The following is a 14,743-nucleotide window of genomic DNA, read 5'->3' on the forward strand; positions in this document are numbered from 1 at the left end:
TTTAAAAAGCATAAAAACACATAACCAGAACCGGATTTTATGGTTGTTTTTTGCTATTATAGAATAGTGACAATTCAATGCGAATGTTTGTTCCATAGGGTAGAACAAAGATGATTAATAATAATAAAAAAATTCGCTTAAAAGATATTGCTGATGCTGTAGGGTGTTCAGTCAGTACGGTATCCATTGTATTGAACGGAAAATATAAAGAGAGAAGTATATCGGAACAAGTCGTTACCCAGATACTGAACACGGCGAAAAAATATGGCTATATGCCCAATATGTCCGCCAGATACATGCGCAGTGGTCAATATAATATGAATATTTCTCTAATGACTTCATTTGAAGCCCCGTTGGTATTGATCAATGCCTGGCTGATTTCAATTGAAAAATTTATCGAGCAGGTGAGTGTTGAAAACATGAGTTTTACAATCACACTGACTCCGTTTCATGTGGGGCATTTGGAAAAAGTTTTCTCTGTAAAGGATATAGAAGCTGCCATTATTGCCAACACAAATGCAACAGACGATGAGTTTTTGGAAGAGGCCAGCCTTTCCATGCCGATTGTTCTGATCAACCGGCGAATTTCAGATTACTGCACCGTACGTTTGGATGAATCTGCAGCGATAGAAGCAGCGGACGTATTGATATCCCAACATCGAAAAAAAATAGCTGTGCTCAAACCTCCATTTTTAACCCAGTCCACAAAAGAACGCTTTGATAATTTCACCCATCGGGTTATAGAGTCGGGTCTACCCAGGCCGGACGTTATCGAACTGGAGCAATATAATGAATATGGCGCTCACTTGGCATTACAAGCGTATTTCAAAACAGGCGGTACTTTTGATGGGTTGTTTACCATGACAGACGTGCTGGCTGTGGGGGCTTACAAGGCCATCAAATCCACCGGCCGGAAAATTCCGGATGATGTGGCGGTTATCGGTTTTGATGGTCTGAGCTATGCGCCCTATTTAGACCCTCCCTTGACAACCTTTGAAGTAAAGAGAGGATTTGTGTATTCTGAAGCGGTGCGCATTTTGGTTCAGATGATTATGAATGATTTTAGACAACATGTTGAAATAACCTATAAAACAAAGCTTGTCAAACGAGGATCGATTGGTTGAAGGGAGGTGAAAGAGTGGATTAATCGTCACGGTTTTTTAAACCAAATAATAAACCTTTTATGAAAAGGAGGCAACGTTATGTGTAAAATCTTTTCAGCACTTTTTAGAGCAGATGTGGAAGGTGCATCAAGACCGGGAATTTTGCCGGTGGCGGCATTATTCTTCATGCTGGTTTTTGCATTCAGTGTTTTTGTTGATGCTGGATATGCACAGGTAAATTCAGGGAAAATCGCCGGAAGGGTAACCGATGGACGAGGCAATCCTCTGCCAGCTGCGAATGTTATCATTGGCGAAACAGCGATGGGGGCAGCAACGGATAACAACGGTGAATATGTCATCACGAAAGTACCTGCAGGATCGTACAACGTCAAAGTAAACTATATCGGATACGAGCAGAATATTCAAGAGGTACAGGTCCGAGTTGACGATGTGGTACGAGCGGATTTCATCATGGATGAGCGGCAAGTTGTTGAAGGAGAAGAGGTTACCGTTTACGGTGAAATCACCCGAGGTCAGGCCAAAGCATTGAGTATGCAGCAGAATGCGGTTGGTATCGAGCATGTGGTGAGCCATGAAATTATCCGCCGCTTTCCGGATGAAACAGCCGGGGAAGCTTTGCGCAGAATGCCGGGTGTTTCCGCTATTGACTATAGCCAGGGTGTTCCAAGCAGTCTTCGCGTTCGCGCCATGTCTGATGATAAAAATAAAGTATTTATCAACGGCATGGCAGCACCGGGCGGAGCATTGGCGATGATTCCATCAAATATCCTGGAAAGCGTTTCCCTAAGCAAGGTGATTACTCCGGATATGGATGCCGATGCGATGGGCGAGCCACTGATTTTGAAAGTGCAGGTTGCACCGTCCGAACCTCAGTTCTTTGCTCGCGCCCAGGGTGGTATCAATACTCTGGAGTTTGGCCCTGAAAATCGTGCCAATAACAATTATTCATTTTTTGTCAAAGGCGGCCGGCGATTTATGAATGACAAAATCGGCGTTCTGGGCCGGAGGTGCGCTTTTTGGGGAGCCGCCGCGGGGTGTCGTTTGAATCCATGCGTTACACAGACGACGGCAGCAATATTGTCCGCCATCGTTTTTCAAAATATGATGTGCAACGCTATCGGACGATGGGCTATTTCAATGTGGATTACACACCCAATGAAAGCAATCAATACTATCTGCTGGTCAGCAAAGGCCGATACAGAAGAGACGAAGCTCGCGGTCAAATTAAATTTGACAGAAGAGAAAAGAAAATGCCCGAAGGTGAAATCGAAAAATCGATTCGCCATTACAATCGGCCGCATGATCTCACCTTTGCCAAGTTTAACGGACTCAACCGGCTGGGCAATGTCAAATTAGAGTATTCCGCGGCCTGGTTCAGAGATGAATCCATACAGGATGATCAAATTGAAGCGGCATGGGACGGCGAACAACCCAGCATGGCCGATCTGACCAAAGACGAGTTTGAAAACTTGACCATGAATTCGTCGTTTAACGGTGTGCTGGACTTTGGTGGCCTGGAGAGCTCATGGAGTGATGATCAATCTGATCATTATGAAGTCAAGGCTGATATGTCGTTTCCCATCAACGCATCCCGGACATCTGAATTAAAAGTCGGCGTAAAGAGGGAAGGCAATTACAATCAACAACGCCGAATGCGCACAAAGGCAGATCTGGCGGAAGGTGAGACGTGGCAAATAACTGACGAATGGCCGTTGTTGTTTGAAAACATTAATTCGTCCACAGTGAAAAATCTCAATCTGGATGGACCATTCAGTTATGAGGGCATGGACCCGACTGATCATACGTCGTCGAATGACAACAGCGCCGAAGTGACTGCCGGATATATCATGAACAGCACCGCCTGGCTGCATCAAAGGCTGCATACCACAGTCGGAGTGCGTGTTGAGCATATCAAAAACTCCTTTACCGAAATGTGGAGCGGCAAAAGCGGCAGTGCAAGCTATACCGACTTTTTTCCGGCGTTTATTGCAAAATACAATATCACAGAGAAGACCAATCTGAGAGGATCGATCACCCGTACGCAATCCAGACTTGCTCCGATATCAATTGCTCCGATAGACCGAGAAGAACGCAATCCTCCTCCCTATGCGATTAGCCGTGGCAATCCGGATCTTGAACCCACAACGGCTCTGAGTTATGATTTGATGTTCGAGCGTTATACATCCAGACTGGGTTATTTTTCCGTAGGTGTGTTCGCCAAACAGCTCGACAACAATATCATGACATTAGAGACCGAGGAGAAATGTACAAAGGCAGAGAATATGAAATTTACTTTCCGATCAATTCGGGTGATACGAGTATCGAAGGTGTTGAACTGGCGACCTATCAAAAACTGCATTTTCTGGGTGTACCGGCTCTGAATTGGTTCGGTGTCCAGGCAAACTGGACGTACATCAATATGGAAGGCGAAGACCGCAAGATTCTGGCTCAAATGCCCAAACACGTCATCAATTTTGCATTGACCTATGACAATCCGGATATCGGATTTTCGGGTACTGTTGGGCTGAACTGGAACGGTATGGTGTTTGAAAAATACGAGAAAGGTGTACCGATCTGGAACACTCCGATTCACAGACTGGATGCCTCTGCGAACTATGCTCTCACAGACAATATTCGTGTCTATGTCCGCGGTAAGAATTTACTGGACTCTCCCGGCGATCCGGAGTGGGAATATAAACCCACACTGGACGAGACCCGGCTTCATGAGATCAAATACTACGGACGCTGGTTTTCAGCCGGTATCGATTACTCTCTCTAAATACGTTTTGAGCAAGGGCACAGATGTCTCTGTGCCCTTGAATTTTAAAAAAAGGATCATTTTATGTCGAAACGCATCACTTTTTTTGTGCTGTTCACAATCTGCAGTCTGTCTGTTTTCGCCGGCTGGCACCCTTCTGGCAACAGGGTGGTTTTCAATGTGACCGATTCGGAGCGGCGGGTGACGGTGTCACACCGGATACAGAGTCCATTTCCACGGCTATTGATTCGATTGCACAGGCAGGCGGAGGCACTCTTTATTTCCCCCCGGGCACCTATTTGACGGGTACAATCTATCTAATTGATCATTTGACACTTTATCTCAGTGCGGGGGCCCGTATTCTGGGACTGCCCTATGATCATCCCCATTACGGCCGCAGAGGAGAAAACCGCAGCGCGGTGATTGAAGGCATGCACGTCAATCATGTGGCGATCGTCGGACCGGGAATCGTGGACGGCGGCGGAGTTTCCAGCGGCTGCAATACACCGGGATGTGCCTCACGCGCTATTCAGTTCAACAGTGCAAAGCATGTGCACATTCACGGGATCACCATACTCCACGGCGGACAAACGGCTCTGCACCTGGGAGGCAGCCATGATGTGACAATTGAGTCCATTCTGATGGATACCAACCGGGACGGTTTGCAAGTGAACGGCACCAATATCCGCATTTCTGATGTGGTTCTCAATTCAGACGAAGACGATGTGCTTGTATTGAAAAGCGCAGTTAATAACGGCTATAACACACCGACAAGCCACGTCACGATTAACAATGCTTATGTCAGTGGTTACCAGCCCGGCAGTGTCTATGACGGGACGTTTAAAAAAGGGGGGGGGATTGGCAGAATAAAATTTGGAACCAGCTCTGTCGGTGGCGGGTTTCGGAATGTAACCATCAACAATGTCATTTTTGATCACTGTAAAGGCCTGGATTTGGCGCTTGTAGATGGAGGCGTGCTGGAGAATATCTCCATATCCAATGTGGTCATGCACAATGTGTCCAACAGCCCGATTTACATTCGGCTGGGCGATCGTTCTCCATCGCGTGCCCCCAAGAATCCCCCGCCGGGTAAATTATCCAATATCACCATCAGCAATTTAACAGCCACCGGTGCGAACTCGCAGTTTACGTCGGTGATCAGCGGTATCCCGGGACATGATGTTAAAAACATCACTCTATCCAATATACGTATCATCTGTACAGGTGGCGGCACCCGTGAAATGGCTGAAAAGATACCGCCGGAAAATGTCGGTATCTACCCGGAGCCCGGACATTTCGGAATTATTCCTGCCTTTGGATTTTACGTTCGACATGCCAGGAATGTTCAATTTGATAATATTTCATTAGAATTTGAAAAACCTGACTTGCGACCGGCATTTGTGTTTCGAGATGTTAAAGATATGCAGCTTAGCGGAATCAAAACCGAACGGCACCCTGATGGTGCCCCGCCTGTGGTCTTTCGCGGTAAAAATGAACATGTAAAATTTTATGAATCAGCTGATATCACACTGATTGATCCGATAATCAAGTCTCTGGATGTGTCAAAAAACAAAACGATGGCTGGCGAGCCCATTACCCTGCGTGCAACCGCTCAAGCCCATCAACAAGGCCTTGCAGAAATTGAGCTTATGATTGACGGCGAGACGGCTGAAACAAAGCATGTGTGGTTGTCACCGGATCAAAACAGTGAAATCATATTCACAGATATACGGCTTTATAAAAAAGGTCAACATGTACTCCGCGTCAACGACAAACAAACCGATGTATATATTGATGCCGTCAAATCCAAGATTTTGTTTTCAGACCTGAATGCTTACTCTCCAAGGGTAAAAGATGTTAATGTAGATGCACTACTTGAATCAAGTATTCTGACAGCCAGTGAACCGGCGGTGATCTGTCTGAGCGCAACAAACACAGGCAGCTTTGCTAAAACGGAAACGATTGGACTTTTTGTTGACGGCAGCAGGATTTCGGAACGAACTCTTACTTTTGCACCGGGGGAACAGAAAAAATTGATGTTTAACCACACGTTTGAACAGTCCGGAGACCATCAAATCAGAGTTGCCGATATGGATCAAACGGTATATGCCTGGGCAAAATCCGGTGAGTTTTCTATAGAGTCGTTCAAAACAGAACCTGAAAAGCCCATAGCCGGAGAAGCATTCAAGGCGGTTCTCACAATCAGCGATACCGAATACCGGGATGGCGCAAAAATATTGTTGGTTCTGAATGATGAGCTTGTGGGTGAAAAACAAGTGCTGGCGCGCAAAAACGAAAGCGTATCAACTGAATTTTCAATTGCGCCGCAATCTCCTGGAAATTATTCACTCATTATAAAAAACGCAGTGAATAAAATAAAGAAACGTTATGACGCGATCGTGTACAATCGATTGCGGCCTCGGGGATTTGATATTTCCAGAAAAAAAGCAAATGCTCACGACCCCTTTACCATAACTGCTGAACTGACCAATGAGCATCCTTTTGATATAACTCAGACGGTTCGGCTTTGGGTTGATGACAAGAGAGCGCAACATAAAAAATTAACGCTTGCTCCCAAAGAATCCCGGACCCTACAGTTTACAATGAGATTGTATCAACCGGGAAAACACAAGATCCGTATCGAAGATTTACCTGAAAAGATTTTGGTTGTCAAAGCGGGGAAACCGGACACATGTTTTCAATTCAGTGACATAGAAATTGATCGTACCATTCTTTCTCCTGGTGATTCCGCCACGATTCAAGGAAGCATTAAAAATATTACCGGCAAGACTCGGGAAACAGGGGTCGAGTTGAATATCGATGATAAAACGGTTAAACGCAAATCTATCGTTTTGTCGCCGGGAGAGGTTCAGGATATTAGCTTCACATGGGCATTTTCCAAAGGATCTCATACGGTGAGGCTGGATGAACAGGAGCCAGTGAGGGTCAAAGCGGGGATGAACACACCTCCGTCTACTTTTCAGGATCATTCCGGAAAAGGCCATGATGCGCACGTTTTCAAGAATCCGCTATGGGTTGCAGGCCGTTTTGGCAAAGGATTGAAATTTGACTGGCCCGAGAATTGGCAGCAGGCCCCCCCGATGCCTACAGCCGGATTGAAGTACCCCTTACGCCCAATGACCTGGGACCGGCGGCAACAGTCTGCCTCTGGTACAAACCCAATTGGGACTATCGCAACCGGGAATCATTTCGCCATGCGATTATTGAAAATCATACAGGCTTTACACTGTTTGAAGCCGCAGCAGCTGAAACCAAACGCATATTTCAACTCTCGTGGGGAGATGGAGGCGAATATTTAAGCTTTCGCATGGAAGACGAGGTGGATCGTGATTATGAAGTACCGGAAGATAAAGTCTCTGAAACCACTGTTTTGCCAAAGTTTCATCAGTTAAAAAGTAATCAATGGTATCATATTGCAGTAACCTGGGATTTTTCAGAGCAACCTCATACCATTGCTCTTTTTGTAAATGGTGAGGAGATTGGGCGTACGACAATGAACGGTCAAGATTTTGCGAAATTTGAGCCATTTACATTCGGTGCGCACAGACATGATTATCAGGGCAATGGCAGTGCAAATGGTGTGCTTGATGACATCCGTGCTTATAACCGTGTCCTGAACATTAAAGAGATTGATCAATTGTACCAAAATAATAAAAATATCAAAGATGGATTGTTGATGTATCTGTCTTTTGATTAGCGTATCACGCTGGATGATACGAAAAAACAGGTGACTTTTATAATTGAAAATGAGTCCTGCGAAGATGAATTTATATACTGGAGTTTTGCAACGAATACAAGCAAAGCCGATTATTTGGGTGGGTCTGTTATTCTTTTGTATGAGTGTATCAGGCGTTTTTGCACGTTCCGGCTATTACAATGTACTGGATTATGGTGCCGTACCGGACGGCGAAACTCTGTGCAGCCGGGCCATTCAAAACGCTGTGGATGATTGTGCAGAGTCAGGAGGAGGAACCGTTGTTATTCCTCCCGGAGACTATCTTTCCCGGCCAATTTTTCTTAAAAGTCATATTAATTTTAAAATCGAAACGGGAGCAACCCTGATTGCCGATACAACGATCGATGCCTATCCGGCAATTGACGGTCGAGCCGGAGGTATTGAGCGTAAAGTCTATGCATCCTTGCTCACCGGTCATCATCTGGATCATATCTCCATAACCGGAGGCGGTACGCTTGAAGGACAGGGACAACCCTGGTGGAACGCCCATCGTAAAACAAAAATGCTCAGACGTCAGGCCGGGATCACAGAGCGGGAACCCGAGAATCCTCAGGGTTCGCCGCTCAAATGGCCCAGACCCAAAATGGTCAATCTCTATCATTGTAATCATGTCCTGATCCGGGATGTTACCATTACAAATTCACCGTCCTGGACGGTTCACCCTGTATATTGCGACAATGTGACCATTGATAATATTAGTATTATTCAGCCTTATGAATCCCCGAATACGGATGGTATTAATCCCGAGTCCTGCAGCAATGTCAGAATCGTCAATTGTTTTGTAGATTGTGGAGACGATTGTATTACCTTAAAGTCGGGATACAATCAGGACGGAAGACGGGTGAATGAGCCCTGTGAAAATATTGTGATCTCCAACTGTGTTTTGGCGCATGGACGCAGCGCGGTCGGAATCGGCAGTGAGACATCAGGCGGCATATGGAACGTGACCATCAACAATTGCGTATTTCAAAACACGTACCGGGGGCTACGTATTAAAACCGCGCGGGGCCGTGGTAATGTCGTGCGCGATATTCGTGCCGCCAATATTATTATGGATAATGTGGAGACGGCGATTTCTCTGGACATGTATTATGACGGAAATGATGAGCAGTATACGGTAAAGCCTGTTGATGAAACCACGCCGTTTCTGAAAAATATATCATACAGCCACATAACCGGAACAGATATCAAGTATGCAGCAAAAATAACCGGTTTGCCGGAAGCGCCTATCGAAAATCTGCAGTTCATCGATATTGATTTGCAGGCGGAAACCGGCATTCAGGCACGATTTCTTGATAATGTCGATTTTCACAATATTGAGATACAGGCGCAAAAAGGCTCTGCTTTTGCAATCAGCCATGCCTCAATTGTCGACTTGGATGAAATTACCACAAAAACACCAGTGCCGGGCGAACCCGTTATCGCGCTGGAAAACGTCAAAGACGTGCAGGTGCGAAACTGTACTGCTGTAAAGGGTACCGGGATATTTCTGGAGCTGCGCGGCAATAAGAATCAAAAAATTTCACTAATTGATAACCTACTTGAAAAAGCACAAATTCCATTTAGAGCAAAAGATGGTTCTTCTGTAGTCATTCAAAAATATTAGAGTCGATGCATCATTTTGAACGTTTTTTACAAGATGTTAATTACTTGACCATAACTTAAAACCTAATGATAACCCGTGAGACATAATCATGAGACTTTTTTGCTTTTTAATGCTTTGCTTAACCATTAATGGATTCACTCAGGAATCAACCATTCAACCGCGGGACAAGCTTTATAAAAAACGCACAAGAGATGCCATCGCTATGCTGGTTGACGGTAAAACGGATTCAGCCATTGCTTATCTGGAAAACGTGAGACGAGCTTACAAGAATGAATATGAAAATTATATAAAGGAAAAGCATGCCATACAGCAGGACGACACGAACACCTTTGTTTCTGTCTCTGTTGACTTGCAAACGTATCTTAAGCAACATCCAGAGGATGCGGAGGCGTTATTTGCATTGGCTTTGGCTTATAGCCATAAAGGTGAAAGGCAAAAGGCAATTGAATATGTTAAACAGGCGATCGATGCGGGTTTGCCGCCAGGACGTTTTTGGGCAGGACCCTGCAATTTGACCGAGAAATTATATCAAAATGAACACTTTCATACTCTAGTTCCTTTGAATAAAAACAAGTTGATTCACGGTCCGCTTGTTAGCAATGTAACCAGCCGGAGCGCAGAATTCTGGATGCGTACCGCAATAGAAATGCCAGTGCAGGTTGCGATCTATAGACAAGGTAATGGTCCGGATACTGTGTACTCTCAAGCTGTAACCAGTGATCGTGACAAGGATTATACGGCTGTGGTTCGTGTTAAGGGATTAAAAGCGGGAACTGTTTATGAGTATGTTCCTGTTATCGACGGCCATATTGTTTCAAAACCCTCATCATTTCGCACCTTTCCGCCCCAGTATGCTTCGGGCAGGTTAAAAGTAGGATTCGGCGGCGGTGCGGGATATACGCCATGGAATGAAATCATTTGGACAAGTATTGCTTCAAATAATCCGAATGCCTTTCTTTTGCTTGGTGATAATGTCTATATCGATCACCCCTTATATCCGGATGTGCAAAAATATTGTTATTACCGAAGACAATCCAGTAAAGCGTTTCGTGATTTTGCCGCGTCAACGCCGATCTATGCTATATGGGATGACCATGATTTTGCGGATAATGACAGTTGGGGTGGCTCCAATATCTATTATCCCAAATGGAAGCCCAAAGTATGGGACATCTTTAGGCAGAACTGGAATAATCCCTATTATGGCGGCGGATTTGAACGTCCGGGATGCTGGTTTGATTTTCGTATTGCTGATGTAGATTTTTTTATGCTGGACGGCAGGTACTATCGTACGAATCCCCATTCAAAAAATCTGACCATGCTGGGCCCGGATCAAAAGCAATGGCTTTTTGACCGGCTCAGGCATTCCGATGCCACATTCAAAGTTATCGCATCTCCTGTTCCCTGGGCCTTTGGCGCCAAACCCAAGCCTCATCATACGGATACCTGGGAAGGTTTCTCTGATGAGCGAGAAGAGATTTTTACTTTTTTGGAAAGAGAAAAAATCAATGGAGTGGTTTTAATTTCTGCAGACCGACATCGTTCTGATATCTGGCGCATTGAGCGGGAGAACGGATACGATTTGTATGACTTTATGAGCAGCCGTCTGACCAATGTGCACACGCATAAAAAAATGCCCGGTTCTATCTATGCCTATAATGAAAAAAATTCCTTTGGGATGCTGACTTTTGATACAACACCGACCAATCCTGTTGTCAGTTACAGTATATACAATATTGATAATGAAAAAGTGTATGAATATACACTCGAATACAGTCAATTGTCATATTAAATAGATGACATAAACATACACAAAAGGGATAATATGAATAGACGTAAATTCATAACAACAGTCGGGGCTGTTTCGTTTGCATCCGCATCATATAGTCGTATTCTCGGCGCCAACGATCGACTCAATATGGCTCTGGTGGGCAGCGGACGCCGCGGACGGCGTGTCATGTCTGAGATGTTGAAAACCGGACGGGCAGAGCTTCGAATCCTGTGCGATGTGTGGGATGTTCAGCGTCAGCGCGCAAAGGATGAACTGGGATTATCTTCTGTTGCGGAAACCGCGGCGCTGGAAGAGACGCTTGCCCGAGATGATATTGACGCGGTATTGATTGCCACGCCGGATCACCTGCATACGAATTATGCCGTTCAAACCCTGGAAGCGGGCAAGCATTTGTATCTGGAGAAACCCGTCACTCTGCATTATGAAGAAAACAAAACCATTAAAAACGCAGTAAAGCAAAGCGGTATGATATGCCAAACCGGGACCCAGCAGCGCAGCAGTTCGCACTATATCGAAGCCAAAGAACGATTTTTCAGCGATTCAAATTTGTTAGGCGATATTGTGTTTATACGAACGGTATGGAGTGATTTTAGCCATCAGCGCCGTAAAATTGAGCCGCGGCCCAAACCAGACCATTTTGATTGGGAACGGTTTCTGGGACCCGCACCCGTGTGCCATACGATTGGGCGCGCTACGATGCCTGGCGCAATTACAAGGAATATGGCGCCGGTATTTTATCCGATTTGCTGACCCACTGGGCGGATGTCGGACAATGGATGATGGACGACTCCCATCCATTGAATGCCGTGACCACCGGCGGGATTTATTATTTAAAAGACGGACGGTCCAATCCGGATACGGTGAATTGTATATTGCAGTACAAAAACGGCGTCAATCTTACCTTTGAATGCTCGATCATGCCGGTTAACAACAAACGCTCCTCGGTCTTGTTTCACGGGACCAAGGGAAAACTGGAATTGTTCCGTAAAGGTTATATTTATACCCCTCATGACGGAGAGTCCCAATATATCAAACGGAAAAAAGATTTGAACGAAGAACATGTTACTGATTTTTTTAATGCGATTCGGGATAATCGTCAACCCTCGGCGAATATCGATGTGGGCCTGCAGGCGGTTAAACCGTCCCACCTGGCGGTTGCGGCTTATTGGTCAGGCCGGCGCACAACTCTGAGCGCAGATCAAACACGAATCATCGAAATGTAGAGGTGACGAATGGACAGACGACAGCTACTAAAAAGACTCTTGCTTGCAGGCCCGGTTGCCTATTTGGGCCTGACAAATTGCCAAAAAGCAGGGAACGATTCTCAAAATATAAAGTGGGCGATGGGCTGGATCCTGTGGCGGGAATATGATGAACAGGAAATGACGCTAACCGACTCGTTTCAGGATTTGAAAGACCTTGGCACCGACGGGATTGAACTGACATTGCGGAAGCGGGAATTTAAACAATTTAATGTGACGCTTGCAAGAGTAAAAGAAATGCTGGATGATTATGGACTTGCTGTTTCAGGGCATTATTTTTCCGGGCCCTTTTATGATAAATCCAGTTTTTCTGAAATCCGGGAGGAATTACAGCAAAAAATTAACAGTCTCAAATTTTTTAATGCCAGGCATATCATCATCGGTCCGCCGCGATTTTCAAAAGCTGGCAATCGCCTGGAGACGATAAAGTCCATGGGGCCGGTCCTGAATGATCTGGGGAAAATCGCACAGGATCAGGGCGTGGAAATCGGCATTCATCCGCATTTGAAAACCATAATAGAAACGCCTGAGGATATTCATGCCATCATGGATGCCACCGATCCCCGTTTCGTTTACATGTCCCCGGATACTGGCCATATCCATTTGGGTGGTGGAGATGTTGTAGAGATATTGACCACTTATAAGCAACGTCTCAATTATTTTCATTTCAAAGATGCCGCGGGTGAATATACTTACCCCGATTTTAAACCCAATTTACGTGAACTGGGCAGCGGCGAGATCGATTTTCTCGCTGTGATGCGGCTATTGCGGGAAATAAAATATAAAGGCTGGATTAATGTGGAGCAGGACGCCACAGAATTGGCACCACGTGCTTCTGCAGAAAAAAGTATGAAATTTATAGACAATATGTTAAAGCCCATTTATACTTGAATCATTGTAGATTTTAAAATATGGCTTGAACAAAATATAGGAGATTTTTATGAAACGATTCAACAGACGTTCCTTTATAAAAACTGCCGGCTCCACGCTGGCGGCGTTCACTGTGGCTGGTGTTTTGCCTGCCCAAAAAGCAAAAGCATCGGAGCGGCCGCCCAATATTGTCTTGTTCCTGGCCGATGACCTGGGTTATGGTCATCTGGGGTGTTATGGTCAAAAATATATCCGTACCCCTTATATTGACCAATTTGCCAAACAAGGTATGAAATTTACTCAAGCCTATTCGGCCTGTACCGTTTGTGCTCCGGCGCGCAGCTCGCTGCTGACCGGATTGCATACCGGACATACTCAGGTACGCGGCAACAGCGGCGGCATTCCTTTGCGTGATGAAGCCGTAACCGTTGGCGAATTGCTGCAGCAAAGCGGTTACACAACCGGTATTTTCGGGAAATGGGGAATGGGTGATATAACCACAGAGGGCGTACCCTCGAATCAGGGGTTTGATGAATTCTTTGGGTATCTGCATCAATTGCATGCTCATTTTTATTATCCCGATTATCTTTGGAAAAACAACCGAAAATGGCCGCTGCCCGGAAATCAGGTCTTGCACAAGCTGCCCGGCAATGCATTGGGGAACCGTACTCAGTATGCCCCGGATGAATATATGAATCATGCACTGCATTTCATCCAAGAGAACCGGGATCGACCGTTTTTTTGTTTTCTGTCGTCGGTGATCCCGCATGTGGAACTGGCCAAACCGCCTGATCAGGAATTGTACGAGTCCTATAAAGGACAGTTTGAGGAAGAATGGTTTAATGATCCGCGTCCGGGACAAGTTGATGTCCGCGATCCCAAAGCAGTATTTGCGACGATTATTTCATATATGGATAGTAATTTTGGGAAATTGATGTCGGCGCTTGAAACAATGGGCCTGGATGAAAACACAGTGGTGCTGTTTATGTCTGATAATGGACATCGGGGATACCGTGGAGGAAGCGGCTGGCAATTCTATGACTTTTTTGAATCCGGCGGGCCGTTTCGGGGTAGAAAAGGCGAATTGTACGAGGCGGGTATCCGAGTGCCGATGATCGCAAGATGGCCGGGAAAAATCCCTGCCGGAAAAACAAACAATGATCTGGTCTGGTATTTTCCGGATATTTTGCCCACGTGTTGCGAACTTGCAGGCGCTCATATCCCTGAAAATATTGACGGCATTTCGGTTTTACCCACGTTGCTGGGCAAAAACAATCAAAAAACTCATGATTATTTGTATTGGGAGTATGGGAAATATAATGATGACGGTTTGGCCTGTCGTTTGGATCAAGCGGTCAGAAAAGGAAAATGGAAAGCAGTTCGAAACCATGCCAGCGGTGAGATTGAACTTTATAATCTTGATACGGATGTATCAGAATCAAATGATGTTGCAGGACTACATCCGGAACTTGTATCGGAAATGGAAAAGCTGATGAAAGAGTCTCACAAAGATACATATCCGCAACTGGATCCGCTAAAAGTCAAGTATCAACGATACGGTTATTGATTGTTGATGT

11 protein-coding genes and 1 pseudogene are annotated in these 14,743 nt (G+C 45.4%); all 12 read left to right on the forward strand.

The features are described from left to right. Window positions 1-110: 110 nt before the first annotated feature. The 12 genes and pseudogenes from U5R06_00005 (at window position 111) to U5R06_00060 (ending at window position 14,733) form a co-directional block, all read left to right on the forward strand. Window positions 111-1,124, forward strand: coding sequence for a LacI family DNA-binding transcriptional regulator (locus tag U5R06_00005; GenBank protein MDZ7721229.1), 1,014 nt, complete (start codon window positions 111-113; stop codon window positions 1,122-1,124). Window positions 1,125-1,202: 78 nt separating this feature from the next. After that, on the forward strand, window positions 1,203-2,480 hold the full coding sequence (locus U5R06_00010) for a carboxypeptidase-like regulatory domain-containing protein (protein ID MDZ7721230.1): 1,278 nt from the start codon (window positions 1,203-1,205) through the stop codon (window positions 2,478-2,480). Further along, window positions 2,375-3,505, forward strand: a complete 1,131-nt coding sequence (locus U5R06_00015) for a TonB-dependent receptor (GenBank protein ID MDZ7721231.1) — start codon at window positions 2,375-2,377, stop codon at window positions 3,503-3,505. Before U5R06_00010 ends, U5R06_00015 begins: the two co-directional genes overlap by 106 nt. Then, the gene (locus tag U5R06_00020; GenBank protein ID MDZ7721232.1) at window positions 3,388-3,903 is read left to right on the forward strand and encodes a TonB-dependent receptor; all 516 of its coding nucleotides are present in this window, start codon (window positions 3,388-3,390) and stop codon (window positions 3,901-3,903) included. The genes U5R06_00015 and U5R06_00020 overlap by 118 nt, the downstream gene beginning before the upstream one ends. 125 nt (window positions 3,904-4,028) lie before the next feature. Then, a pseudogene (locus U5R06_00025) lies at window positions 4,029-5,105 on the forward strand (glycosyl hydrolase family 28-related protein). Window positions 5,106-6,964: 1,859 nt separating this feature from the next. Continuing rightward, a complete protein-coding gene (locus U5R06_00030) occupies window positions 6,965-7,600 on the forward strand; it encodes a LamG domain-containing protein (protein MDZ7721233.1) in 636 nt (211 codons plus the stop codon). An 85-nt stretch (window positions 7,601-7,685) separates the two neighbouring features. Further along, the gene (locus tag U5R06_00035; GenBank protein ID MDZ7721234.1) at window positions 7,686-9,245 is read left to right on the forward strand and encodes a glycoside hydrolase family 28 protein; all 1,560 of its coding nucleotides are present in this window, start codon (window positions 7,686-7,688) and stop codon (window positions 9,243-9,245) included. 88 nt (window positions 9,246-9,333) lie between these two features. Continuing rightward, window positions 9,334-11,034 carry an alkaline phosphatase D family protein gene (locus U5R06_00040; protein MDZ7721235.1) on the forward strand — a complete coding sequence of 567 codons (1,701 nt, stop codon included), beginning with the start codon at window positions 9,334-9,336 and terminating at the stop codon, window positions 11,032-11,034. A gap of 33 nt (window positions 11,035-11,067) precedes the next feature. Further along, the gene (locus U5R06_00045) at window positions 11,068-11,784 is read left to right on the forward strand and encodes a Gfo/Idh/MocA family oxidoreductase (protein ID MDZ7721236.1); all 717 of its coding nucleotides are present in this window, start codon (window positions 11,068-11,070) and stop codon (window positions 11,782-11,784) included. Further along, window positions 11,706-12,257: a Gfo/Idh/MocA family oxidoreductase gene (locus U5R06_00050; GenBank protein MDZ7721237.1), complete on the forward strand. Its 552-nt coding sequence runs from the start codon at window positions 11,706-11,708 to the stop codon at window positions 12,255-12,257. Before U5R06_00045 ends, U5R06_00050 begins: the two co-directional genes overlap by 79 nt. Before the next feature lie 9 nt (window positions 12,258-12,266). Further along, the gene (locus tag U5R06_00055) at window positions 12,267-13,187 is read left to right on the forward strand and encodes a TIM barrel protein (protein ID MDZ7721238.1); all 921 of its coding nucleotides are present in this window, start codon (window positions 12,267-12,269) and stop codon (window positions 13,185-13,187) included. A gap of 49 nt (window positions 13,188-13,236) precedes the next feature. After that, the gene (locus U5R06_00060) at window positions 13,237-14,733 is read left to right on the forward strand and encodes an arylsulfatase (GenBank protein MDZ7721239.1); all 1,497 of its coding nucleotides are present in this window, start codon (window positions 13,237-13,239) and stop codon (window positions 14,731-14,733) included. Window positions 14,734-14,743 lie beyond the last annotated feature (10 nt).

This window comes from candidate division KSB1 bacterium, assembly GCA_034521575.1.
Classification (GTDB): domain Bacteria; phylum Zhuqueibacterota; class Zhuqueibacteria; order Residuimicrobiales; family Krinioviventaceae; genus JAXHMJ01.